We start from the raw sequence: 23989 nt of genomic DNA, 5'->3' as shown, positions 1-23989 counted from the left end.
TTGAGCAGATGAAAATAAGTTTTAAAATCACTTTTTAAAATCTGTACTTACAAAACTCCGAAAAATGTAAGTATAAAAATCACTTTTCATTTTTAAAACTTATTTAGCCCCAGGTGGCCACAAATAATGAAGGATAAAAAGGATTATAACGAATTTTCTCGTAACAATTTTTTTTGTTAAAACATAGTGTGATAACATTTATATTTTATATAAATATTTATTTTATCATTTATTATAGTCAAGCTTTTTAATAATTAATTTTTTAAGGTTTTTTTTGTTGAAACAATCACATAAAAAAAGAGATTTATTTAAGTAGTCTTTAGTTTTATTATCATCATTTAATTTCTTGTAGTTTATATAGAGCAAATAATACAAAAATGGAAGATATGTATGAATATTTGATTCACAGCTATTTTCAATACATTTATTAATTATATCAATACTAGAATCATAATCCTTGTTCATTGACAATATAGTCGCATAATTTATCGTAACTATAAAATAGCTTATATCAATATCAGATAAATTTTTAAATGAAAATTCGCATATATCAAGATATTGTTTGGAATTGCCTTTATATCGTAAGCAATCAGCCAGGGCTATCAAGCTTCTTAGTTCAAGATCTGAATAAGTATAACTTAAAAAATTATCTATGTTAAAATCACCTATGTTTACATTTAAAGATTTATTTAGATATTTTATAGCTAAGTCAATGTCTAATTCATCTGATTTCATATAATAAAATCCTGAAAAACTATAGTAATATTGCCTTATATGTGAACTTAAATCTTTATAATTTCTTAAAGTATGAAGAGGTTCTTTTAGTAAATTATAATTCATATCGGATAGAATAGATTCTATTTGATAAATTAAATTTTTTAAATTATTATCTTGAAATTTTTGGTATTCCACGAACAAAAGGGACAAATCTTTTTTTAATACTTTTGATAGGGAAAAAAGATCTTCAATATTTGGACTTGTTTTCCCTTTTTCTAGATTTACTAATTTTCTTCTGCTTATGTAAGCCATCTCGCTGAGATCTACTTGTGTAAGATTCATTTTAGTTCTTAAATTCCTTAAGACTAAGCCAAAATTTTTGTTTAACATATAAATAAAGCTCCCAATGTGCAAAACTATGCACAGTAATAAATATAAATTTCATTATAATTATATCATATAACAATTTATAGGAGGAAGATATGAGAAAATTATTACTATTTTTATTAATGCTATATGGGGTTACAAATTATTGCTTACAGGATAATCTTACTGAAATGATCGTTTATCAAGATGATATTGATGGTGAGTACATTAAACCTAATAATGTAGAGGACATAATAGAAGCGTACTTATAATGAAAAATTTGAAATAAATAACATTAAAGAGGCGAAGAATAATGATGTTTAGAAAATTTCCATCAACCTTGCAACATGATCAATCTGATTGTGCAGCAGCGGTTGTATCAACAGTTCTTAAAAGTTATAAAAAAGAATATAGCATTATGAAGATTAGAGAAATAATTGGAACAGACATGTATGGTATAACCGTTAAGGGAATTGTTTATGGTCTAGAAAAAGAAAATTTTGATGTAAAAGCTGTTAGAGTTTGCTTAAAAGATTTTAACAATAAAATAACTTTACCTGCAATACTTCAAGTTAAAACTGAAAGTGGAGAAAATCATTTTATTGTTCTTCATAAAGTACTTAGAAATAATAGATTTATAATAGATGATCCGGCAGTCGGGATAAAGAAAATATCATTCAAAGAACTAGAAGATATATTTTTAGAAACAGCTATTTTTATGGTTCCAAGGTCAGATTTCGAGGTGAAAAAGTATAGATCTGGATCGATGTTTAATATATTTAAGCAATTGATATTTCCTCAAAAGAATATATTTATTACCGTTATATTAGCATCAGCTTTACTAAGTATGTTAGGGATATTCTCAAGCATCTTTTCTAAAATATTAATGGATGAAATTATTCCTTACAAATTAAAAAATACTTTGTATATATTTTTGATAGTTTTTGGACTAGTTTCAATTTTACAGACTTTTTTATCTGCATTTAGACAGCATATACTTTTATTTTTATCAAGGAAAATTGATATTCCAGTGCTTATGGGTTATTACAATCACATCATACACTTACCTTATACATTTTTTTCAACGAGAAAAACAGGTGATATAATTACAAGATTTCAAGATGCTATGACTGTAAAAGATATATTTACAACGGTATCAATTTCTTTAATATTAGATCTGATTTTATCTCTAATAAGCACTATAGTGTTGCTTAAAATAAATGCTAAATTATTTTTAATTTTATTTTCTATGGTTTTGATAAATATAATATTGATTTATATATTTAAAAAGCCATATAAAGAAATAAATAGGAAACAAATGGAAGCGGGTTCAATTCTTAATTCACAATTAATTGAATCCATACAAAATATTAATACAGTCAAAGCTTTAAATGATGAGAGTAATCAGTTAGAAAACTTGGAAAACAAATTTGTCTCCACCTTAAAAATAGATTATGAAGAGGGAGTCCTATCTAATATACAAGGCTCAATTTCGTCTTTAGTTAATACTTTGGGTGGACTTATTTTTATGGGAATAGGTGCTTTGTTTATTATTGATGGAAAAATGACTATAGGAGATTTGATTGTTTTTCAATCCATTAGTCAATATTTTACAGAACCAGTACAAAATTTGGTAAGTCTTCAATTAACCTTTCAAGAATCATCTATTGCTATATCTAGATTAAATGAACTGATGGATTTGACTAGAGAAGATGAAGATATGGAATATTCAATAAAAGATGTTGATCTAAAAAAAGACATTAAATTTAAGAATGTAACTTTTGCTTATGGAGCAAGGCCAAATTTATTAAATGAATTCAACCTTAAGATAAAACAAGGAGAAAAGTTTGCCTTCGTTGGTGATAGTGGGGCTGGTAAATCAACCATTGTAAAACTTTTATTAAGGTTCATTCATGTAAAAGAAGGAAAAATATCGATTGGAGAAAATGACTTATCTGATATTGATGCTTACTTTTTAAGAAATAAAATATCATATATTCCTCAAGAAATTGAACTTTTCTCAGGAACTATAATAGATAATCTTAAAATAGGTAATCAAAATGCTACATACGAAGAAATTGTTTCTGTATGTAAGATGGTTGGCATTCACGATACCATTGATAGACTTCAAAATAAGTATATGTCATTTATTGAAGAAAAAGGTGGAAATTTATCGGGTGGAGAAAAGCAAAGATTGGCAATAGCAAGAGCCTTATTATCTGATTCGGACATCTATATTTTTGATGAGGCAACATCAAATCTCGACTCCTTTAGCGAAAAGATTATACAAGATTTAATATTTAACAAAATTCAAAACAAGACAGTAATTATAATAGCTCATAGGATCTCAACAATAGTAAATTGCGATAAGATTTGCTTGATAAAAAATGGAGATATAAAAGAGTTAGGAAGCCATGAAGAATTAATAAGTGCACAAAAAGATTATTTTAATATGGTTAAAATTCAGAATTATAAATTCGATGAAACTTATAAAGAAATTATAATTGAAAATGATTCTGAAATAATAACATATATGTAAGAATGTCACTAATTTTATGATTTATATCATAAAGAATAATGCTAATCAGGGAGGAAGATATGGAATTAGTATTACCACAAAATTATGTAGAGATAGAACAAGAAGAGATGATGTATTTGGATGGAGGGATGTCGAATTCTGATAAAGTTTTATTATTAGGAGCTATAGCTATTTCGGGAGCAGCTTTGACAGCAGCTTTAACAACAGGACAATTTTGGCTAGGTGCAAAAATAATGGGGATGACTTTTGGTAAGTTCGTAGCAAAGTTAGGTGCAGCAAAAGTTGCAGGATTCATTGCCACAAACACTGGGCTATCTTATTATTCAGTCTATAAAGCGATAGATATATTTAGGTCTTGGTAGTATGAAAAGAGAAACTATAAAAAATAGACTAGGTGTACTATTTATAGTAAATATATTGCTGACCGCTCTATATTTTTTTGTTGATGGAATACCTAAAATAATAATTTTTTTAATTTTAATTTCAACACTAAATATTTTATATGCTATAACATTTGTGTTATTAAATAACAAGAACGAATAAAAAATTGGAAACACACTAGCTGCTACTTGGTTAAAAACTATTGTAAGTGGTGGAGTTTCGGGACTGGCAAGTAATATAGCAACAAAATTAGATAAAAGGGATGGTAAACATGATGGATGGGTTAAGATATTCTAACTTAATTATTGGCTTAATATCTTTAATAATTAGTTATACTGTATTAAAACTATTTAAGAAAAATAAAATTATTATTAACGTGTCCGTTATTATTTTATTAATTATTATTTCTTTACTAATAGATCTTAATGAAATAATGCAAGTAATTTTTGGCTCTGTTTTCGGAGCTACACTTATAAGTACTTTCGATTTATTTAATAAATGATATTTTTTAATAGAATCATTTAACAAAATAATTAATATGCGTTTTAATGAGACGTTATAATAAAAAGAATTATGCGATAAAAGTAAATGGGAAAATAGATGATATTCAATTGTTAGATGTATCTTAGAATATCAATAGCACTATTAAAAAAATAAAAGTAAATGATTTTGAAATAATAATCTACATATAAGAATATCAATATCATAAAAAATAATATTATCCAAGGAGGAAGATATGGAATTAGTATTACCACAAAATTATGTAGAGATAGAACAAGAAGAGATGATGTATTTGGATGGGGGATGGAGTACTAAACAGGTATTAAAAAATCTTACAGGATTAGCTGCTGTTGCAGGTATGGCTGGCACAGCAAATTTTATAAAAAATGTTATAAAGAATAATCCTGGTATAGGATTTTGGTCATTGGTTGCTAAAACGGGAACTAGTGCCAAGGCTGCTTTTATATTATTGCCTTCATGGGCTAAAGTAGGAACATTAGGTCTTGGTGCTGCTGTTATTTTTGCACTAGGAACACGGGATATTTTTTAAAATGATTAAAAAAATATTTAGTATATTATCGATAATATTGATAGCAATATTAATCATTTATAGATTAGGAATTTCTAAATTAACATTATTTGAATATACTTTATTTTTTTTAATAGTTTTACAAATATTTATTTTTTTACAGATAAATAGGATTAAAACTTAATTTTAAAGCAATTGTTTTGACGTGCTTAATAATACTTTTAAGGACGTCAAACTTTAGCTTTAACCCCGATTTGAAGGAGGAAAATAATGCCAAGATTAGTGGTAAAGCAAAATAAAAAATTAATACTAAAGAAAGTAATTAATAAGACTTTGGACTTAATTCCATTTGAAAATCTTGATATTGAAATTAATAAATTCTATAACAATATTCAGATTTTGAAGGCTCAAACCTTTGGGCCTTTAATCATAAGAAATAAAGGTGTAAAAATTTCTGAAAATGGAGACATCACATCAGATTATGATTTGTATATTCAAGCTCACGATTATAAACAGTATAAAAATCAATTTAATGTATTAGATGAAGTTGTTGTCGAGTATTGTTTATATATTAGATATGAAGGTAAACCAGAGTATTTACAATTAGCTTTTAATAAACTAGAAATATATGAATACGAAGAAGACATCATAACAAGAGGTGATATTTATATGGTTTCTATAGAGGAGTCGGAAGATCATATTGTTATGGATATATTTAAACCGGTAAAAATGATATGAAATTATACAATAAAGAAAAATTAAAAAATTCAAGAATATTTTTTGATAAAAAGCCAGCTAAGTTTATGACTATTCTTATTTACTTTGCTTTATTTTTATTAATATTATTTGTATTTATTTCAAGCAAAGTTAGAAAAACCTATATAGTAAGGGCAAATGGACAAGTTTCTGATAAGGATATATCTTATGTTTCCTCTAATATTAATGGGACAGTTAAAAAAATTATAGCAAAAGAGGGAGACTGGGTAAAAGAAGGGACTCTCATTTTGGGCATATCAAATGGAGAAGAAAACACTCAAAGAAAAGAATATGAAAAAGTTTTAGATAAAAATATTGAAAAAAGAAAACTTTTAGATAGATATAGAAAATCATTAGATGAAAATAAAAATCACTTAAAAGATTTAGGCACCGAGCAAGAATATTATGGTAAAGTAGAATACTATTTGCAAGCTATGGAGACTGAAAAGAAGAATCAAGCTTTTACCATTCAAGATATAAAAAAGAAAGAAAATAAGATTAATGAAAAGACTTTCGAGAAAGATTATTTATCAAATAAATTAAAAAAACTAGCTAGAAACAATGATATTCATAAAGAGTCAGATCTAGAAGCACAATATCAAGAATATAAAACAAATATAGAGTCTTTAGAATCTGAAATACAAAGTTTAAAAGAAGAAATAGCTCAATTAGAAAGACAAAACAGTAATAGCCCAAGTCAATCCAAGCAAATCTATTTTCAGTTTATTAATGAAATTGGAAATGACCTTAAGAATATTGAAAAAATAGATGCCGAGATAAAAATGAATATATCAGTTTTAGAAAAAAGAGACCAAAATTATGAAATACTAGCTCCCAAATCCGGATATATTCATTATATAAATCCTATAAAAGAAGGAGTTAATATACAAATAAATCAAACTCTAGCTGAAATTTCTGAACTTAAAGAAAATAATTATCATATTGAGGCCTTAATAAATTTATTTGATATTTCTAAAGTGAAAATTGGACAAGATGTAGATCTTTCATTAATAGGAGTTAATGAATATAAGTATGGGACATTAAAAGGAAAAATAAAATCAATAGAAAATGGATTAGTTACTACACAATCACAAGAAGGAAATAGTAGCTTTTATAAAGCTACTATAGAAGTTAAAGACAAAAAGTTAAAAAAAGGGGGAGATGAAATTTCTTTATTAATTTCTATGCCTGTTGAAGCTAGGATTATATATGATAAAGAAAGTTACTTAGATTATTTTTTAGAAAAGTTGAGATTTAAATCAAAGTAGCAACAAGAACAAATATTAAGCATTAAATTAAAAAGGAGAAAAATATGGAATTGGTATTGCCGCAAAATTATGTAGAGATAGAACAAGAAGAGATGGTGTATTTGGAAGGGGGATTAAGTTTATACAAATGGGTTGTAAGTGCACCTATAAATATGGCTTTTAATGCTTTACTTGGTGGTGGAACAATAAGTTTACTCAGAGGATATATTGCTAGAAATGGAAAAACTATTGTAAAAAACGAAATATTCAATGTAACTAAAAAATGGCTTGGAGTAAGAGCTGCTAATTATATAACAGGAACGATAGTTGGAAATTTATTAAAATTTTCAGGTTGGATGAGTGTAGGAGATGTAGTTGCTAATTTATGGGATAGCTATGATCTTAATCCGAATAATAACAGACTTAACTGGTTTTGGTGATTAAAATGAAGGCGTTTGAAAAAATATTATTCTATTCATTTATATTAATAATGTGCATCTCATCTTTTACATTTTTATTTTATAAAAGTTTTGATGTTAATATAAGAAAAATGCTGCTAATTGCGAATATAGTATTAGTTTTATTATTTCTGATTGCATTGCTCATATTTGAATTGAAAAAATAGTACAGTTAAAAAATATAAATTTATAAACTATTAAATTAAAAAGGAGGAAGATATGGAATTAGTATTACCACAAAATTATTTAGAGATAGAACAAGAAGAGATGGTGTATTTGGAAGGTGGAGATGCAAAAAATTTCGCCAATAACATAAACGGAATTTTAACAAAAATGGGAATTTCATATGCAAATAGAATGATGGCAGGTATACCTTCGAATGCACAATTAGCTAAAATGACATGGAAACAAGCGTCAATATTTTTTCCAAGTCTTACTGCGAAAATATCAGCACTATCAGGAAATCCGATTGTAATAGGTGCGGCTGTTATGGCTTCAACGGTTGGACTGTGGGTAGTTTGGAATAAAAGATTGTTTTACTAATGAAAAGTAAAGTAAAAGCATCTATTCTATCAATAACTTTTTGCTATATAGCACTAGCATTATTAAATAAGTATAATTTGAGATTCGGATTTAGTTTGCTTATTTTAATGCTATTATTTTTATACTATACACAAGCATTGCTAGAAATTTTTATTTATATAATCATCAATAAAAAGATTAACTATTTAATATTATATCCCTTTTCTTATGATGGGAAAATTAAGTTTGCTCCTATTAAATTACTATATAAAAGTGAATTATATTTTAATAAACTTTCAGGAAATTTATTTGTTAATATAGAAAACAACTTAGATAAAAAAGTTTTAGAATTAATTTATATTGAATATGTTTCTAAATTTATAGCAGCTATTATTTTAATATTTTTATTAAATAGAATGGATATATTTATATTAAAAGAAGTAATAATTTTAATATCAGGGATGATTTTACCAAGTTTTATATACGAAGATATTCAATATAATTCACTATTTATAGTTTATAGAAGAAATGAAATTATAGAAAAACTACTTTCTTTTTTTTACATTAAAGAAAATAATTATTTTATAGCCAGTGATTTATTGAAAACTAGGGAGCTTAATGAAGAATATTTACTTGATATATTAATTTCGCTTAATAAAAACGCCATTGTAGAAGAGGTAAAATTAATTGATATAAAATACCTTGACGATATTATAAAAAGGGTTTTAATAAGAGAAAATAATATTACTTTAATGGAAGATGTAAAAGTAAAAAATATTTACTATTTAATAGGAATTTTAGGAAAAAAATATGATGAAGAATCATACTTGGATTATAGTTATGATTACACAAGAAAAGAGATAAAAGAGATAATAGATCTAGAAAATGAATCAATTATTGATTTAATAAAAACTAAAAATTCCTTAATTCATTTTCAAAATTACCTAATAGGTAGAGAGAAAATTAATGATTTAAAAAAATACATCTATTATTACGATTATCCTGTATTTTATAAAGATTATATATTTAATGAAATCTTATATAAGATTAGTCGATGAATGGAAATACAGATACAAAACTATAGAATAACTGCTTAAGTGAACTGATCCCCTATAGCTTATACATAATTAGCTTGGAGGCATTAGTTCTTCTTTTTGTTCAATGTTTTTCAACATATCAGCTCCAGACTTTACAAGAAAGGTAAAAGATGGTAAAATTTATTTAGTAGACTAGGTCTACCTTATTTTTTATTTAGAAAGTCAAAGAAGGTAAAATAGAAAGAGGAAGAAGTGGGACTAACAACACGTATTGAGCAATTTCTCTTGGAAATGCTAGCAAGTGAAGATATAGAATTTATAGAGATAGGTAGAAATGAGCTAGCCCAAAAGTTTAATTGCGCCCCATCACAAATAAATTATGTTTTAACTACTAGATTTACTCCTTATAAAGGATATTATGTAGAGAGTAGAAGAGGCGGTGGTGGGTATATAAAGATAATAAAGTTAGAATTAAGTGAAAATGAGTTAATTAATAATATTCTTAACGAAGTTATAAAAGATACCATTACCCTAGATAAAGTAAAACATGTAGTTAGGTCTTTGGTGGATGATGAGGTCTTAAGCGAAAGTGAAGCCTTTATCATTATCCATAGCTTAGATGACAATGCCCTAGCTCATGTAGATATGAAAGATAGAAATAAGTTGAGGGCAGATATTTTCAAAAATATCTTGCTAGCCCTACTAAGATAGGAGGTAATTATGCAATGTTTTAATTGTGGACAAGATGCTGATATGGAAGTCTATATGATGATTAATGGAGAAATGAAGAAATTAAGCATCTGCATGGATTGCTATAGGGAACAAACTGAAGCCATGATGGAAAATATCCAAGATGAAGATGGTAATATAGATCCAGAAAAAATTCAAAAGCAAATGTTTGATTTTATGCAAAACAACAAGGAAGAATTTAATACCTTCTTATCTACATTTTTAGAAGATGTTGATATGAGCGAAATAGATATGGATAAATTCAAATCAAATCAAATGGACTTTACTAAGCAAAATTTTGATTTTTCAGATGCCAATATAGAAGATATTTTCAACAAGATGGCAGAAGATAGAAGGTCAGACTTTGCTAAAAAAGATAATGCAAAATATAATCCATTTGAAACTTTTGGAAAGACTGAGGATTTAAATAGGGAATATTATTCTTCAAATGAAAGTAGCTTGGAAAGACAAGTAAAGATGATTCAAAAATCAATTGATAAAAAGAGAAATGAATTGTTCAAGCATATAGAAGAGGAAGAATACATGAAGGCAGCAGGGGCTAGAGATGAGCTTCGTGCCATGAATAAGAAAATAATGATTATACGTAAATTAGAAAAAGAAGGTGAAAGTTCATGAATATGAGAAAACTGATGATAAAAATTACTGATGAGGCTAGGGATTTAAGAGCCAAAACAGTAAATACAGAGCATGCTCTTTTAGCCCTGCTTAAGACTGGTGGCTTGGAATCAAAGGCCCTAGCTACAGCGGGAGCTGACTATGAGCTTATAAAAGAATTTATTGAAATGTCCCCAGACCAAGATAAATCTTCGACTATAGAAGGGACTTCACAACTTCTAAAGTCTATACTTGATGATGTTGTTTTATTAAAAAGAAAAAACTACAACAATATGACTTTTGAAGAGCTTCTTTTATTAAACTTACTTACTTCAGAATCTAACGCGAAAGATATTTTAGTTGATACCAATGTAGACCCCCAACAAGTATTTATGATTTTAAACTACTATGTTCAAAATAGAAGTGGTGGCCTTGGGGACAATGCAGATTCAAACTTAAGCAAGTTTGGTATTGACCTTACTGGGAAAGCTATTAAAAAAATTGATGGTGTAATAGGTAGGGAAGAAGAAATTTCAAGGATTATCCAAGTTTTAACTAGACGTACAAAAAACAATCCAATCTTAATTGGTGAGGCTGGTGTTGGTAAAACAGCTATAGTTGAAGGTCTTGCTAAAAAAATAGTTGAGGGTGATGTACCAGATATTATAAAAGATAAGAAAATCATATCCTTGGATATGGCATCTATGGTTGCGGGAACCAAATATAGGGGTGACTTTGAAAAAAGGATTTCTGATACCCTAAAAGAAGTTGCGGAAATGGATGATGTTATCCTATTTATAGACGAAATCCATACCATTGTAGGAGCTGGATCTTCTGAAGGTTCACTAGATGCTTCAAATATCATGAAACCATATCTTACAAAGGGTGATATAAAAATAATTGGTGCAACAACTATTTCAGAATATAGGCAAATAATTGAAAAGGAAAATGCCTTAGAAAGAAGATTGCAACCTATCATGGTTGAAGAACCAAGTGTTGAAGAGACCATAAATATTATCAAAGGTATAAGACCTTTTTATGAAAAATTCCACAGGATAAAAATATCAGACCAAGTTATAGAAGAGGCTGTAAAACTAGCAGATAGATATATAGTGGACAGGTTTTTACCTGACAAGGCTATTGACGTTATAGATGAGGCTTCTTCAAATCTAAAGGTTGATTCTTTTGAATTGCCTGAAGAGTTGGTGAAATTGCATAAGGAAGCTGATAGATTAAATGCAGAAAAAGAAGAAGCTATAAATACACAAAATTATGAAAAAGCAGCCTATATAAGAGATAGGCTACAAGAAATCGAAAGAAAAATCTTTGAATACAATGAAGCCAAAGAAGCTTCTGAGGCAGAGGGTACAATTGATTACCTAGAAACAATTACTTTGGATAAGGTAAGAGAAATTATTTCTAAGTGGTCTAAGGTGCCTGTGACAAAATTAAGTCAGGAAGAAAATGAAAGATATAGGGACTTGGATAAAAATCTTAAGGGACTAGTAATAGGTCAAGATGATGCTGTAAACACAGTATCTAAGTCTATTAAAAGAGCTAGAGTTGGTCTAAAAGATCCAAACAGTCCAATAGGTACCTTCATTTTCGTAGGACCTACAGGGGTAGGTAAAACATATTTGGCAAAGAAAATAGCTGAAGAAATATTTGAAGATGAAGATTCACTAATCAGAATAGACATGTCAGAATACATGGAAAAACACTCAGTTGCCAAGCTAATAGGTTCACCTCCAGGATATGTAGGCTATGATGAAGGTGGTCAATTAACTGAAAAAGTAAGATCAAACCCTTATTCAGTAATCCTATTTGACGAAATTGAAAAGGCCCACCCAGATGTATTCAATATCTTGCTTCAAATATTGGATGAGGGTAGGTTGACAGATGCCCAAGGTCGTGAAGTTGACTTTACAAACACCATAGTAATCTTGACTTCAAATGCTGGTGCAAGCATGTTATCAAAGAAAAATTCTATAGGTTTTGAATCAGCTGAAGAATCAGAGAAAACAGATTATGAAAAAACTAAAGAAATAGTAAATAAAGAATTGAAAAACCTCTTTAAGCCAGAATTCTTAAATAGAATTGATGACATAATCGTATTCAACAGATTAAACAAAGAAGATATCAAGAAGATAGTAGAATTGAAACTTGATAAGCTAATTGATAGGCTTGAGGAAATGGGTTATTCTGCTAAATATACCGAAAAGGTTGCAGAAAAAATAGCTGAACTAGGCTTTGATGAAAGCTATGGTGCAAGACCTCTTGATAGGGCTATAAAGACCGAAATAGAAGATTTGATAGCTGAAAAAATATTGGAAAATACCTTATCTAAGGATAAGATGATTTCAATTATTTCTAGAGCAGACAAGATAGCTATCAATGAATTAGAGTTGGCTTAATATGGCGAAAACAAAAACTATCTACACATGTACCGAATGTGGAGAATCCACAATAGCTTGGGCAGGTAAGTGTCCAAGCTGCGGTGCATGGAACAGTCTTGTAGAAGAAGTAGTAGAAAAAAATAGTAAAAATAAGGCCCAAGTTAAAACGGAAAGAAAAAAATCTGAAAGATTAAATAAGGTTCTTGTGGATTATTCTGAAAGAATCATAACAGGTGTGGAAGAATTTGACAGAACCATAGGTGGGGGCCTAGTCAGGGACTCGGTTTCTATCCTTACTGCCAAGCCAGGAGCAGGTAAGTCAACCCTGCTATTGGAACTTGCCAACAAGTTGGCCAAATCTGGTAAGACCATTCTTTATATTTCAGGAGAAGAGTCAGCATCCCAGATAAAGTCTAGAGCTTTAAGAATTATGAAGGAAATTCCTGAAGATATATTTATAATATCCACCAATTCTATGGATGCAGCCTTGCTTGAAATTGACAATATAGATCCAGATATTATATTTTTAGATTCCATTCAAACACTTGCTCTTGATGAATATGCCCAAAGGCCAGGTACTCCAACCCAAACTATAGAATGTGCCAATGCTTTGGTAGACAAATGTAAGTCGGCTAAAAAACCTAGGGCAGCCATCATGGTTGGTCATATGACCAAATCAGGCGAAATGGCTGGTCTCATGACCCTAGAACACCTAGTTGATACAGTTTTGATTTTAGAAGCAGAAAGTGATTCCCAGTTGAGAGTTTTGAGGACTACAAAAAACAGGTTTGGTTATACTGGTGAAATTGGTCTTTTTGATATGGAAGAAGAAGGATTAAAAGAAGTAAAGAACCCTTCAGAATACTTTATTACAACAAGAGACAAACCTATTGAAGGTGCTGCCATAGCTGTGATCAAAGAAGGAAGTAGGATCTTATCAGTAGAAGTTGAATCCTTGGTATCCCAATCATTCACCCCATATCCAATAAGGATAGGGGACTCCTTGAGGAAGGACCAGCTAAACACTTTAATATCCATCCTAGAGCAGAGAGCAGATTTTAGCCTTTATGATAAAAATGTAATATTAAAAACTACTGGTGGTTTGAAATTATCAGAGCAATCGGTAAACTTAGCTATCATCATGTCTATAGTTTCATCGATAAAGAAAAAACCTATAGGAAATTCCACTGTATTTATAGCAGAAATAGGTTTGACGGGTGAAGTGAAGAGGGTACCTGATTTAGAAAAAAGACTCTTAGAATTAGACAGGCTTGGCTTTGAAGTAGCCTATATAGCTAAGACTAATATTGATTTAAGTAAAATAAAAAATCTAAAGGTAAAACAATTTGATAATTTGAATGAAATTATTAGGGATGTTTTTGCTTGATGAGTGAAAAAAGATAGTATGAGATGCTCATGCATTCATACTATCTTTTATTTTTTAAAAAAATACTTGACAATTCACTATACTGGTGTATTATATAAGTAGAACACTAATACAAAGGAGGGCTTATGGATTTTGAAAATGATAAACCTATCTATATCCAGCTCATGGATGATATAAAAGCGGGAATTATCAATGAAAGCTACCTGCCTGGAGATAGGCTACCTTCTATAAGGGACTATGCCAAAGATATGATGGTAAATCCCAATACAGGTCAAAAGGCCTACGCAGAGCTTGAACAAGAAGGCTATATCTATTCCAAAAGAGGAATTGGATATTTTGTAAATGAAGATCCCGACACAATAAATAAGTTAAAATATGATTATTTAGACAAGGAAATCAATAACTTAGTCGATAAATTAGTCAGCATGAAATATGAAAAAGAAGAAATAATAAATAGAATCAAGGAGAGCTTATGATTAAATTTGAAAATGTAAGCAAGTCTTATGGAAAAGTAAGAGCTTTGAATAATATCAATACACAGATATTTGGTGGTAAGGTAGTTGGAATTTTGGGACCAAATGGTTCAGGTAAAACAACCTTCTTAAAATTAATCCAAGGCTACCTAAAACCAAGTAAGGGTAAAATCACTGTATTTGACCACGAAGTAGGAAGTGAAACAAAGGCTAGGATATCCTATTTGCCTGACAAGCCATTCATTCCTACTGACTATAAATTAAAAGAAGCTAGGGACTTGTATAAAAAGTTTTTTGATGATTTTGACCTTAAAAAATTTGATGATTTAATAAAACTTATGCAATTAGATGTTGAAAGTAAGGTTTCAGACCTATCAAAGGGTATGAGTGAAAAGTTTCACTTGGCTCTTATCTTATCTAGAGATGCAGATATCTTTGTCATAGATGAGCCTATAGCAGGTGTTGACTTACTTGCTAGGGATATGATTATGAAGGCTATATTTTCAAATATTAGCGAAGATAAGCTTTTAATCATTACTACTCATTTGATTGATGAAATGGAATCCTTATTTGATGAAGTTATCTTTATTTCAAAGGGTGAAATAATCTTACAGTCCAATGCGGAAGAGTTAAGAATGGAAAAATCTAAGTCCATTGCTGAAATTTATAAAGATATGTATGGATATCTATCATAGGAGGAATGATGAGAAAATTGTTATCATACGAGTTTAGAAATACTCGCCGTCAATTTTTACAATTGATATTAATTTTAATGGGAGCTACTTTTTTAATTCAAGGTTTTTTAACAGGTATTATAAGTAATTTTATCAAGGGTGATAATAACTTATCACCAACACCAACTACATTTGCTTTAACAAATACACTTGGTATAGTTTTTACGATTATCATAATAATCACTGTATTTGCCTACTATATTAAACTAGGTTCAATATTACAAAGAGATATTTACGATGACCAAGCCTATTTTACTTTTTCTATACCATACAATGGCTATCAAATAATAGGTGCAAAGACTATAGTAGGTTTTGTTTGGGCTATTCTTATGCCAATTATATTAGGAATATGGAATCTGGTTTTATTCTTCATAAACCTATCAATAGTCATGATTAATGGAGGAGAAAAAGAGGCGTTTTCTAAAAACTTTGGATATTTGAAGGAAGCTGTAAGCAAAATGACATTTGCAGGATGGGATAATATTTTAAACTTGTTATTTTATGCGGTTTTAGGTATTGCAAGCACATTATTAGTAATATTAGTGATATATTCAGCTATAGTTTCAGCGAATAAAATCGGAAGCAAAAGAAATAATTCAGCCTTATGGGTGCTAATAACTTTAATATTCTATTTTGTATGGAATTACGTATTTACTCTCATTCTTAATGGAGATATCTATTCATTCTCAGGAACCATCTTAGATACAGGTTTTGGTGTGGAAATAGGTACAGGTTTTGGTGTGGAAATTAGTTATCCAGAAGGACATAATTTAATAACTGTTACTGGTAAAGCAGTAATACAATTAATAGCGACTTTACTAATGTCTGGAATCCTATATATTTACAGTTCTTACATGTATGAAAAGAAGATAGAAATTTAATATTAACTCATATATGATATAATATTTCTATTACTTAGGAGGTTTAAGTGAAGAAAATATTATTGATACTTACAGTCTTAGTCTTTCTAACAGCTTGTTCAAAAGACAAAGCTAAGGAAAATGAAAGTATAAGGGAAACTGTTAACGAGACTAAGGGAAAGGACGACGATATGACATTAAATCAAGCTAAAGGCTACCAAGAAGGAAATATTAAAGTAAAAATGACCACAAGTTTAGGTGAAATAGACCTTATTCTATTTCCAGAAGTAGCCCCAAAGGCTGTTGAAAATTTTGTAAAACATGCTAAAGATGGATACTACAATGATGTTACCTTCCATAGGGTAATAGAAGACTTCATGATCCAAGGTGGAGATCCAACAGCCACAGGAGCAGGTGGAGAATCTATCTGGGGAGCACCTTTCGAAGATGAGTTTTCAGTAGATTTTAGACATTTCTACGGAGCCTTATCTATGGCAAATGCCGGTCCAAAAACTAATGGTTCACAATTCTTTATAGTTACTGCTAAGGAAGTGCCAGCAAATATTTTAAGCCAAATGAGAGAACTAGGAGCTGACCAAGGATATCCTGACAAAGTAGTTGACCATTATAAAGAAGTTGGTGGAGCCTTCCACTTAGATGGTAAACACACAGTGTTTGGCCAAGTAGTTTCAGGTATGGAAGTTGTTGAAAAAATTTCAAAAGTTCAAACAGACCAAGCTGATAAGCCGCTTGAAGATGTGAAAATTGAAAAGATTGAAATTGAAGAATAGAATGGGAGTAAGATTGTGACGGGGCACAATTTTACGTCATGACACGACAAGCAAGAGCGAAGGGAAGCACGAGTCGATGTCTGGCTATTCCTCATCAAATGAAGAGAAATGTGACCGTAGTGGAAGCATTTTTAGAATGAGATGTGAATGGGATTTAGTTTAAGGATTTACTTAAATTGATCTGAATGAAACAAGTAAGAGCAGAGGCGTTTTTGTGTCTCTGCTTTTTTGTTATTTATAGGTGATTTATTCAAAAATGAAAACAAGTTTTTATTTGAATGAAATTTTTGAGATTTTTTCATTCAGAATTTAACTCTTCAATTTATTTGAATCATTTCGGATTTTTTCTAGTTTCATAACTCCCTCAAAATTTTGAGACACTTACTATATGTATGTGTTTCCAAAAAATAAAGCAACCAAACATTCCTACTAAATTTCCCAACAAAAAAAGCTGCTATAGTTACCTATAACAGCTAGTTAGATCTATATTTTTGATAATTAATATTGTCTTCTTAAATATTTACCCATTGGTTTCCACAATAAAGCGAAAACTACTAAAAATATAATAATTTCAGGTCCAATATAAGTAATGTTATATATGAATGAATACTTAGCGGCACTACCTGTTTCTGGTGGGAAAAATACTAGACCAGATAAGAAGTGCATTAAAAATTTCAAACTGTAAGCAATTAATATTGATGGAATATAGCCTAAGTAAGAGTTTTTATCTTTTGAGAAAGATAAACCAGCTATACCAATCATTGCACTTGGTAGTGGATAGTCTAGTAATACCTGTATTGGGTGGTAGAAGTAAGGTTTGATAATATAACTAACTACACCATACACAACACCAACAAGTATACCAGGTGCTAATCCCCATCTAATAGCAAAAACCATTATTGGTAGCATTGATAAAGATACGTCACCACCTTGTGGCATTTGATATAAAGGGAATAGTCCTAATACTTGAGATAGGGCTACCATGATACCTGCTTCAACAAGCATTTGTGTTGAAAACATTGATTTATTATTTTTCATTTAACCTCCATAAGTAAAGAAAATCTTTACTAATAAAAAAAGACGCTAATATAGCGTCTTGCCAACTTTCCTACGCTATCATTATATAGATCAGGTCAAGGGTACTTCTCAGCCAAAGGCGCCCCTAGCGACAAATTAAGCATACACCAGAGTAGAAAATATTGCAAATATGAGATTTAATTAACGATGAATGCTAGAAATAAAATAATTATCTTAACAAATATTTTGGAAAAGCTTAGCAAATATTTAGATATTGACATAATTTGCACATTATTATATACTATTATATTTTTACAAGGACGCCCATTTGTTATATAATTGTAACAGGAGGGTGTCATGTACAAAATAGGTGATAAGATTGTTTACGCTATACATGGAGCTGGAACTATAGTAGATATCCAGGAAATTGATATATTAGGAAATGTAGAAAACTACTTTATTTTAAAATTGCCTATAAATGATATACAAGTGTCTATACCCGAAAGTGAGCTAGGTACAAGTAAGATTAGACCTGTTATTTCTAAAGAAGAAGGCGAAGAAGTCTTAAAAATTTTAAAAGAGGATAGGACTGCCATGTCGGATAATTGGGGCAAAAGATATAGGGAAAATTTAGAGCAATTAAAGACGGGTGATATATTTGAGACTGCTGAAATTGTTAGAAATCTGACCTTGTTAAATGAAGAAAAGGCCCTATCTGCTTCAGAAAAGAAGATGTTAAACAATGCTAAAAGAATAATGGTATCCGAATTACTCATAGCTGAAACTATTAGCAAGGAAGAGGCTGAAAAATGGATAAAATAATAAATAATTATTAGGAGGTTTAATGTTAAGAAAAATAATTAGATTTATTATTTCAACCATGGGACTATTGCTTGGCTACGCTATTGCTGACTTACTGGTAGAAAATGATGTTTTACCAATTAATTCAAATGTTTGGACAATAGCTTCGCATGTAGTTCTTATGGTTGTATTTGCGTTATTGATGTATATTATAGCGCCATTTATAATAAATAAGATAGAAAAAATGGTAGATAGGTTAGAAGTGTTTTTATTAAAACAGCCTAAAGAAAAAATGTTAGTAGGTTTAGCAGGATTTATTTTTGGTATTATTATTGCATTTTTATTAAGCTTACCACTTACAATCTTTAGGTTGCCAACTATATTAGAGAGCATATCAACTATATTATCAATTTTGATATATATAGTATTGGGAGCCTTAGGATATAGGATGGCTATTAAGAACACGGATGAAATTGTTAAGTTTTTTAATAAAAATATAAAGAAAAACAAAACTTCTTCAAAAGGTGATTTAGAAGTTCCAGTTGGAGATAAAAACTTTTATGGAGTAAGTAATAAACTACTAGATACATCTGTTTTAATAGATGGAAGAATAGAGTATATAGCAGAAACAGGTTTTCTTGAAGGTGAGATAATCATTCCAAATTTTGTACTTAAAGAATTACAGACTCTAGCGGATTCTGCCGATGATCTCAAAAGAGAAAGGGGTAGGAGAGGTCTTGATATAGTAAATAAATTGAAAGATTCAAAGATGATATCTGTGAAAATTTCAAAGAAAGACTACACTGATACAGACGAAGTTGATATAAAACTTTTAAAATATGCCAACGAAACTGGCTATGCCATATTGACAAATGATTTTAATTTGAATAAACTAGCTCATGTCCAAGGTATTAAGGTTTTAAATATTAATGAATTGTCAAATTCTGTAAAAACTATAGTTATACCTGGGGAAAGAATGCATGTTACCATCATTAGTGAAGGTAAGGAAAGAGCCCAAGGACTTGCTTACCTAGAGGATGGTACAATGATTGTTGTTGAAGATGGTAAAAACTTAATTGGCCAAGATGTTGAAGTAATGGTAAATAAAGTTTTACAAACTTCAGCCGGAAAAATGATTTTTACAAAATTAACAAATGTATAGGAGAAAATATGAAAGAAAAATTAATTAGATTTTTAGCACTTACATTAGCTTGTTTGATGCTATTAGGCGCATTTTCTTCAATCTTGATTCACGCTACAAGCGTTTCATTAGAAGATGGAGCTTATGCTTATGGAGCAGGCTTAAATGAAGAACAAATAGAACAAACTAAAAAACTTCTAGGAATCAAAGGAAACCCTACAGCAGTAGCAGTAAAGGGTGAAGATTCAAAGAAATACATAAACGAAGATAATAGTGATTCAGCTATGATATCATCTATCTACGCTAAATCAAATAAGACAAATTCAATTAAAGTTGAAGTTTTAACTCCTTTAATGATTCAAAAAGTTACTTCATTACAATATTCAAATGCTGCTATCACTGCAGGTTTGAAATCTTTAGATATAAGCGTTGCAGCAATTAGACCGGTTACAGGTACATCAGCCCTTACAGGTGTATATAAGCTTGCTGAATTGGCAGGACAAAATATTGATGTAAAGAGAACTGAAGTTGCTAATGAAGAAATTCAAGTTATAAATGCTATAGCTAAAGAGCATGAAGGCGAAGATGGATTTAATAAGGAAACATTAAACAAGGCTGTTTTAGAGATTAAACAAGACTTAGTTGATAAAAAAGAAAAGGATGGAGATATCAGTTCTAACCAAGTTGCTGAAGTTATTCAAAATGTTATTAACAACAACAACTTAAACCAAGTTATCAACCAAGCTAACATCAAAGACTTACAAGTTGTATTTAATAACTTTATCAATATAGATAATTTAGACTTAGGATTAATAAAAGACCAATTAAATTCCTTAGCTAAGGAAGCGCCAAAAATAGCTGAAAAAGAATTAGAAAGAGTTAAAGATTTCTTAAATACTGAAGAAGGTAAAAACTTCGTAAATTCCTTATCAAATACATTTAGCAAAGAAAATTTAAATTCTATTTTAGATTCAGCTAAAAGTGCCTTAGATTCACCTGAAGTTGAAAATATTTTAGAAAAAATCAAATCTGGAGTTAGCCAAGAAAATATAGATAAAGTAATAAAAGGTGCAGAAGATACAATAAACAATGCAAGTGATAGTGGATTCTTCTCATCAATAGGAAACTTTATTTCAAACATATTTAAAGCTATATCTGATTTTTTCAAATCCATATTTTAATAAATATTAGGTAAAATCAAAAAAATATGTTATAATATCAAGCGATTGATATATTATCTGTAGGAGGAAAGATGAACGAATTAAAATTAAATGCACAACTTAGAGATGTTAAAGGATCTGGTGCATCAAGACAATTAAGAAGAGAAAATATTGTGCCAGCACAACTATACCAAAGAGATAAAGAAAATGTTAACTTACAAGTAGTTGCAAAAGAATTAGACAAGATTATCGCAGAAGCTGGTACATCAACAATTATCAGTTTAGTAATAGATGGTGAAGACCACAAGGTGCTTATAAGAGACTACCAAAGACACCCATACAAGAACCAATACTTACACGTTGATTTCTTAGGTGTAAACTTAGATGAAAAACTAAGAGTTTCAGTACCAGTTGTATTATTAAATAGAGATGAAATCTACGTACAACCATCAGTATTGATGCAACACTTAGAAGAAATCGAAATTGAAGCTTTACCAATGGATATTCCATCACAAGTTGAATTAGATGTTCAAACAATGGAATACGATGATACATTCTATGTAAAAGACTTAGAAGTAGTAAACGATGATAAAGTTGAAGTTCTTACAGACTTAGAAGAAGCTGTTGTTACATTATCAGAACCAGTAGAAGAAAACTTAGACGAAGAAGTTGAAGATGTAGATGCTGCTGATGTAGAAGTAATTGGCGAATCTGACGAAGAAGAATCAGAAGACGAAGAATAAAATAATTGATTATTTAACTGACCTAAGAGCGGATTTATTTCTGCTAAGCTGGGTCAGTTTTTTTGTGGGCTAATTGTTATTTGGGTAGGTCTAGAAAATAGCTTGTTGGCCGGTGGAAGAATGGGGCATTTCTAAATTTTAAATGCTTAAGCAAGTTAGGATGATTTAACAATGGAGCAGTCACGAAATTCAAATGACAAATTAGAGCTCGGAATCATGACAGGTAGAAGAAATCTCTAAATAAACATGAAAAGTTAAGCGTAGAAATCATGACAGGTTGTAGAAAGACTCGAATACACATGAAATCCTGAGCCTGGAAATCATGACAGATTGGAGAAAGTCTCGAATACACATGAAATCCTGAGCTTGAGAATCATGACAGGGAGGAGAAAGACTCGGACACGCATGAAATCCTGGGTTAGGAAATCATGACAGGTTGTAGAAAGACTCAATACACATGAAATCATGAGCCTGGAAATCATGACAGATTGGAGAAAGACTCGAATACACATGAAATCATGAGCCTGGAAATCATGCCAGGGAGGAGAAAGTCTCGAATACACATGAAATCTTGAGCCTGGAAATCATACCAGGGAGGAGAAAGTCTCGAATACACATGAAATCCTGGGTTAGGCAATCATGACAGAGTGAGAAAAAGGTGAATTAGACATGAAAAGTCATGATGGAATCCGCAAAAACGTTAAAACCCGCATGACATTCTTATTAAACAATTCATGATGGAATCCCCAAAAACATCATGACCCTCATCACATTAGGACTGAGGCAGAAAACTGGAAGTTATCTGCAATATGAATCTTCGCCAAAAGACATTGCAAACGCCAATAAATATTCACCTCAACACAAGCTACAATACTTTTCTTTATTTTAAGTCTTAAATATACAAAAATACACTTTCTTGCTATAATTATAATGGAGGAAAATATGGAAAAGATTTTTGATATATTAGTTACAAGTGAATTTGGACTTGAGTCTGTATTAAAGCAAGAATGCATAGACTTAGGTTTTGAAGACCTAGAAGTTTCAAATGGAAAAATTGAATTTAAAGGAAATTTTTCTGATATTGTAAAAGCGAACTTGTGGCTAAGGACTGCAGAAAGAGTTTTTATAAAGCTATTTGAATTCAAGGCTTTATCCTATGACGATATATATGACAATGTATATAACTTTGACTGGGAAAATTACCTATCAAAAGATGGGCAATTCATAGTCTTAGGTAAGAGTCATAAGTCAAAAATGTTTTCTATTTCTGATAACCAATCCATTACAAAAAAAGCTATCATAGATAGGATGAGAAAAGAATATGGTATTGATTGGTTTAACGAAGATAAGGAAAGATATAAAATTACCTTATCCATATTTGAAGATGTAGCTAGTGTGACCTTAGATACTTCAGGATCCGGTTTACATAAAAGAGGCTATAGAACCAAGCACAATTTAGCTCCATTAAAAGAGACAATGGCTGCAGGCCTTATACTTTTATCAAATTGGAAGTCTGAAACACCCCTGGTAGACTTGTTTGCAGGGTCTGGTACTATAGTTATTGAAGCTGCTATGATTGGTAAAAACATTGCACCCGGTATATCTAGAGACTTTGATTTTAAGCACTGGAAGTTTTTTGATTCAAAATATTACAAAGAAGAAAAGCTAAAGGCCTATCAAGCTATAAATGACGAAGACTTAGATATCATGGGCTTTGATATAGATGGAAATGCAATAAAAATAGCCGTAGAAAATGCTATAAACGCCAGTGTAGATGACCAAATAAAATTTGTAGTAAAAGATGTAGGCAGGGTTGGATTAAAAAACAATTTCCCTGTGATCATATCAAACCCTCCTTATGGTGAGAGAATGGGGGATGCCGAAGATATGGACCATATCTACAAGTCTATAAAAAATCATATGAATACTTTAACTACAGCTTCATTTTATTTTATAAGCTCTGACAAGGACTTTGAAAGAAAAGTTGGACACAGGGCTGTTAAAAAAAGAAAATTATTTAATGGTAGGATAGAAGTTGACTACTACCAATACCCAGGATTAGATCCATCACTCTTATTTGGAGGTTAGG

24 protein-coding genes are annotated in these 23989 nt (G+C 30.0%); 22 read left to right on the top strand and 2 right to left on the bottom strand.

The features are described from left to right. Positions 1 to 225: 225 nt before the first annotated feature. Positions 226 to 1107: a helix-turn-helix domain-containing protein gene (locus C4Q29_RS04680; RefSeq protein ID WP_103981652.1), complete on the bottom strand. Its 882-nt coding sequence runs from the start codon at positions 1105 to 1107 to the stop codon at positions 226 to 228. 92 nt (positions 1108 to 1199) lie between these two features. Between C4Q29_RS04680 and C4Q29_RS06340 the strand changes: the two genes are divergently transcribed. The 17 genes from C4Q29_RS06340 to C4Q29_RS04590 all read left to right on the top strand — a co-directional run bounded on the left by C4Q29_RS06340 (position 1200) and on the right by C4Q29_RS04590 (position 17038). Further along, complete coding sequence (locus tag C4Q29_RS06340; protein ID WP_159459215.1) at positions 1200 to 1355, top strand: hypothetical protein; 156 nt, start codon at positions 1200 to 1202, stop codon at positions 1353 to 1355. Between the two features lie 41 nt (positions 1356 to 1396). Continuing rightward, on the top strand, positions 1397 to 3622 hold the full coding sequence (locus C4Q29_RS04675) for a peptidase domain-containing ABC transporter (protein ID WP_200813122.1): 2226 nt from the start codon (positions 1397 to 1399) through the stop codon (positions 3620 to 3622). A gap of 59 nt (positions 3623 to 3681) precedes the next feature. After that, on the top strand, positions 3682 to 3984 hold the full coding sequence (locus C4Q29_RS06385) for a hypothetical protein (RefSeq protein WP_200813126.1): 303 nt from the start codon (positions 3682 to 3684) through the stop codon (positions 3982 to 3984). 755 nt (positions 3985 to 4739) lie between these two features. Then, entirely contained in the window at positions 4740 to 5054 is a 315-nt protein-coding gene (locus C4Q29_RS06380) for a hypothetical protein (RefSeq protein WP_200813125.1), read from the top strand. Between the two features lie 249 nt (positions 5055 to 5303). Further along, positions 5304 to 5771 carry an AraC family transcriptional regulator gene (locus tag C4Q29_RS04650; protein WP_103981649.1) on the top strand — a complete coding sequence of 156 codons (468 nt, stop codon included), beginning with the start codon at positions 5304 to 5306 and terminating at the stop codon, positions 5769 to 5771. Beyond that, positions 5768 to 7057, top strand: a complete 1290-nt coding sequence (locus tag C4Q29_RS04645; RefSeq protein WP_103981648.1) for an HlyD family secretion protein — start codon at positions 5768 to 5770, stop codon at positions 7055 to 7057. Before C4Q29_RS04650 ends, C4Q29_RS04645 begins: the two co-directional genes overlap by 4 nt. 44 nt (positions 7058 to 7101) lie before the next feature. After that, positions 7102 to 7476, top strand: coding sequence for a hypothetical protein (locus C4Q29_RS04640; protein ID WP_103981647.1), 375 nt, complete (start codon positions 7102 to 7104; stop codon positions 7474 to 7476). Positions 7477 to 7713: 237 nt separating this feature from the next. Beyond that, positions 7714 to 8037: a hypothetical protein gene (locus C4Q29_RS04635; RefSeq protein ID WP_103981646.1), complete on the top strand. Its 324-nt coding sequence runs from the start codon at positions 7714 to 7716 to the stop codon at positions 8035 to 8037. Then, positions 8037 to 9074 (top strand): hypothetical protein, encoded by a 1038-nt coding sequence (locus C4Q29_RS04630; RefSeq protein WP_103981645.1) that lies wholly within the window; start codon positions 8037 to 8039, stop codon positions 9072 to 9074. The genes C4Q29_RS04635 and C4Q29_RS04630 overlap by 1 nt, the downstream gene beginning before the upstream one ends. Before the next feature lie 231 nt (positions 9075 to 9305). Then, complete coding sequence (locus C4Q29_RS04625; protein WP_103981644.1) at positions 9306 to 9764, top strand: CtsR family transcriptional regulator; 459 nt, start codon at positions 9306 to 9308, stop codon at positions 9762 to 9764. Between the two features lie 9 nt (positions 9765 to 9773). Next, positions 9774 to 10418, top strand: coding sequence for a hypothetical protein (locus C4Q29_RS04620; protein ID WP_103981643.1), 645 nt, complete (start codon positions 9774 to 9776; stop codon positions 10416 to 10418). Continuing rightward, positions 10415 to 12811: an ATP-dependent Clp protease ATP-binding subunit gene (locus C4Q29_RS04615; protein WP_103981642.1), complete on the top strand. Its 2397-nt coding sequence runs from the start codon at positions 10415 to 10417 to the stop codon at positions 12809 to 12811. Before C4Q29_RS04620 ends, C4Q29_RS04615 begins: the two co-directional genes overlap by 4 nt. A gap of 1 nt (position 12812) precedes the next feature. Then, on the top strand, positions 12813 to 14180 hold the full coding sequence (gene radA, locus C4Q29_RS04610; protein ID WP_103981641.1) for a DNA repair protein RadA: 1368 nt from the start codon (positions 12813 to 12815) through the stop codon (positions 14178 to 14180). A gap of 125 nt (positions 14181 to 14305) precedes the next feature. After that, complete coding sequence (locus C4Q29_RS04605; RefSeq protein ID WP_103981640.1) at positions 14306 to 14656, top strand: GntR family transcriptional regulator; 351 nt, start codon at positions 14306 to 14308, stop codon at positions 14654 to 14656. Beyond that, positions 14653 to 15348 carry an ABC transporter ATP-binding protein gene (locus tag C4Q29_RS04600; protein ID WP_103981639.1) on the top strand — a complete coding sequence of 232 codons (696 nt, stop codon included), beginning with the start codon at positions 14653 to 14655 and terminating at the stop codon, positions 15346 to 15348. The genes C4Q29_RS04605 and C4Q29_RS04600 overlap by 4 nt, the downstream gene beginning before the upstream one ends. A gap of 8 nt (positions 15349 to 15356) precedes the next feature. Then, positions 15357 to 16268 (top strand): hypothetical protein, encoded by a 912-nt coding sequence (locus C4Q29_RS04595; protein ID WP_103981638.1) that lies wholly within the window; start codon positions 15357 to 15359, stop codon positions 16266 to 16268. A 170-nt stretch (positions 16269 to 16438) separates the two neighbouring features. Beyond that, complete coding sequence (locus C4Q29_RS04590; protein ID WP_103981672.1) at positions 16439 to 17038, top strand: peptidylprolyl isomerase; 600 nt, start codon at positions 16439 to 16441, stop codon at positions 17036 to 17038. A 498-nt stretch (positions 17039 to 17536) separates the two neighbouring features. On the opposite strand, the gene thiT is transcribed toward C4Q29_RS04590, so the two are convergent. Continuing rightward, on the bottom strand, positions 17537 to 18076 hold the full coding sequence (gene thiT, locus C4Q29_RS04585) for an energy-coupled thiamine transporter ThiT (protein WP_103981637.1): 540 nt from the start codon (positions 18074 to 18076) through the stop codon (positions 17537 to 17539). A gap of 336 nt (positions 18077 to 18412) precedes the next feature. Here thiT and C4Q29_RS04580 point away from each other — a divergent pair, with 336 nt between their 5' ends. The 5 genes from C4Q29_RS04580 (at position 18413) to C4Q29_RS04560 (ending at position 23988) form a co-directional block, all read left to right on the top strand. Further along, positions 18413 to 18877 carry a CarD family transcriptional regulator gene (locus C4Q29_RS04580; RefSeq protein WP_103981636.1) on the top strand — a complete coding sequence of 155 codons (465 nt, stop codon included), beginning with the start codon at positions 18413 to 18415 and terminating at the stop codon, positions 18875 to 18877. Positions 18878 to 18899: 22 nt separating this feature from the next. Next, on the top strand, positions 18900 to 20018 hold the full coding sequence (locus C4Q29_RS04575) for a PIN/TRAM domain-containing protein (protein WP_103981635.1): 1119 nt from the start codon (positions 18900 to 18902) through the stop codon (positions 20016 to 20018). A gap of 8 nt (positions 20019 to 20026) precedes the next feature. Beyond that, a complete protein-coding gene (locus C4Q29_RS04570) occupies positions 20027 to 21178 on the top strand; it encodes a DUF1002 domain-containing protein (protein ID WP_103981634.1) in 1152 nt (383 codons plus the stop codon). Positions 21179 to 21249: 71 nt separating this feature from the next. Further along, positions 21250 to 21900 carry a 50S ribosomal protein L25 gene (locus tag C4Q29_RS04565; protein ID WP_103981633.1) on the top strand — a complete coding sequence of 217 codons (651 nt, stop codon included), beginning with the start codon at positions 21250 to 21252 and terminating at the stop codon, positions 21898 to 21900. Positions 21901 to 22842: 942 nt separating this feature from the next. Continuing rightward, positions 22843 to 23988, top strand: coding sequence for a THUMP domain-containing class I SAM-dependent RNA methyltransferase (locus tag C4Q29_RS04560; protein WP_103981632.1), 1146 nt, complete (start codon positions 22843 to 22845; stop codon positions 23986 to 23988). The last annotated feature ends 1 nt before the right edge of the window (position 23989 follow it).

The sequence above is a fragment of the Helcococcus massiliensis genome (assembly GCF_900258485.1).
Taxonomy (GTDB): Bacteria; Bacillota; Clostridia; order Tissierellales; family Peptoniphilaceae; genus Helcococcus; species Helcococcus massiliensis.
This window is presented reverse-complemented; position numbering and strand designations above follow the sequence as displayed.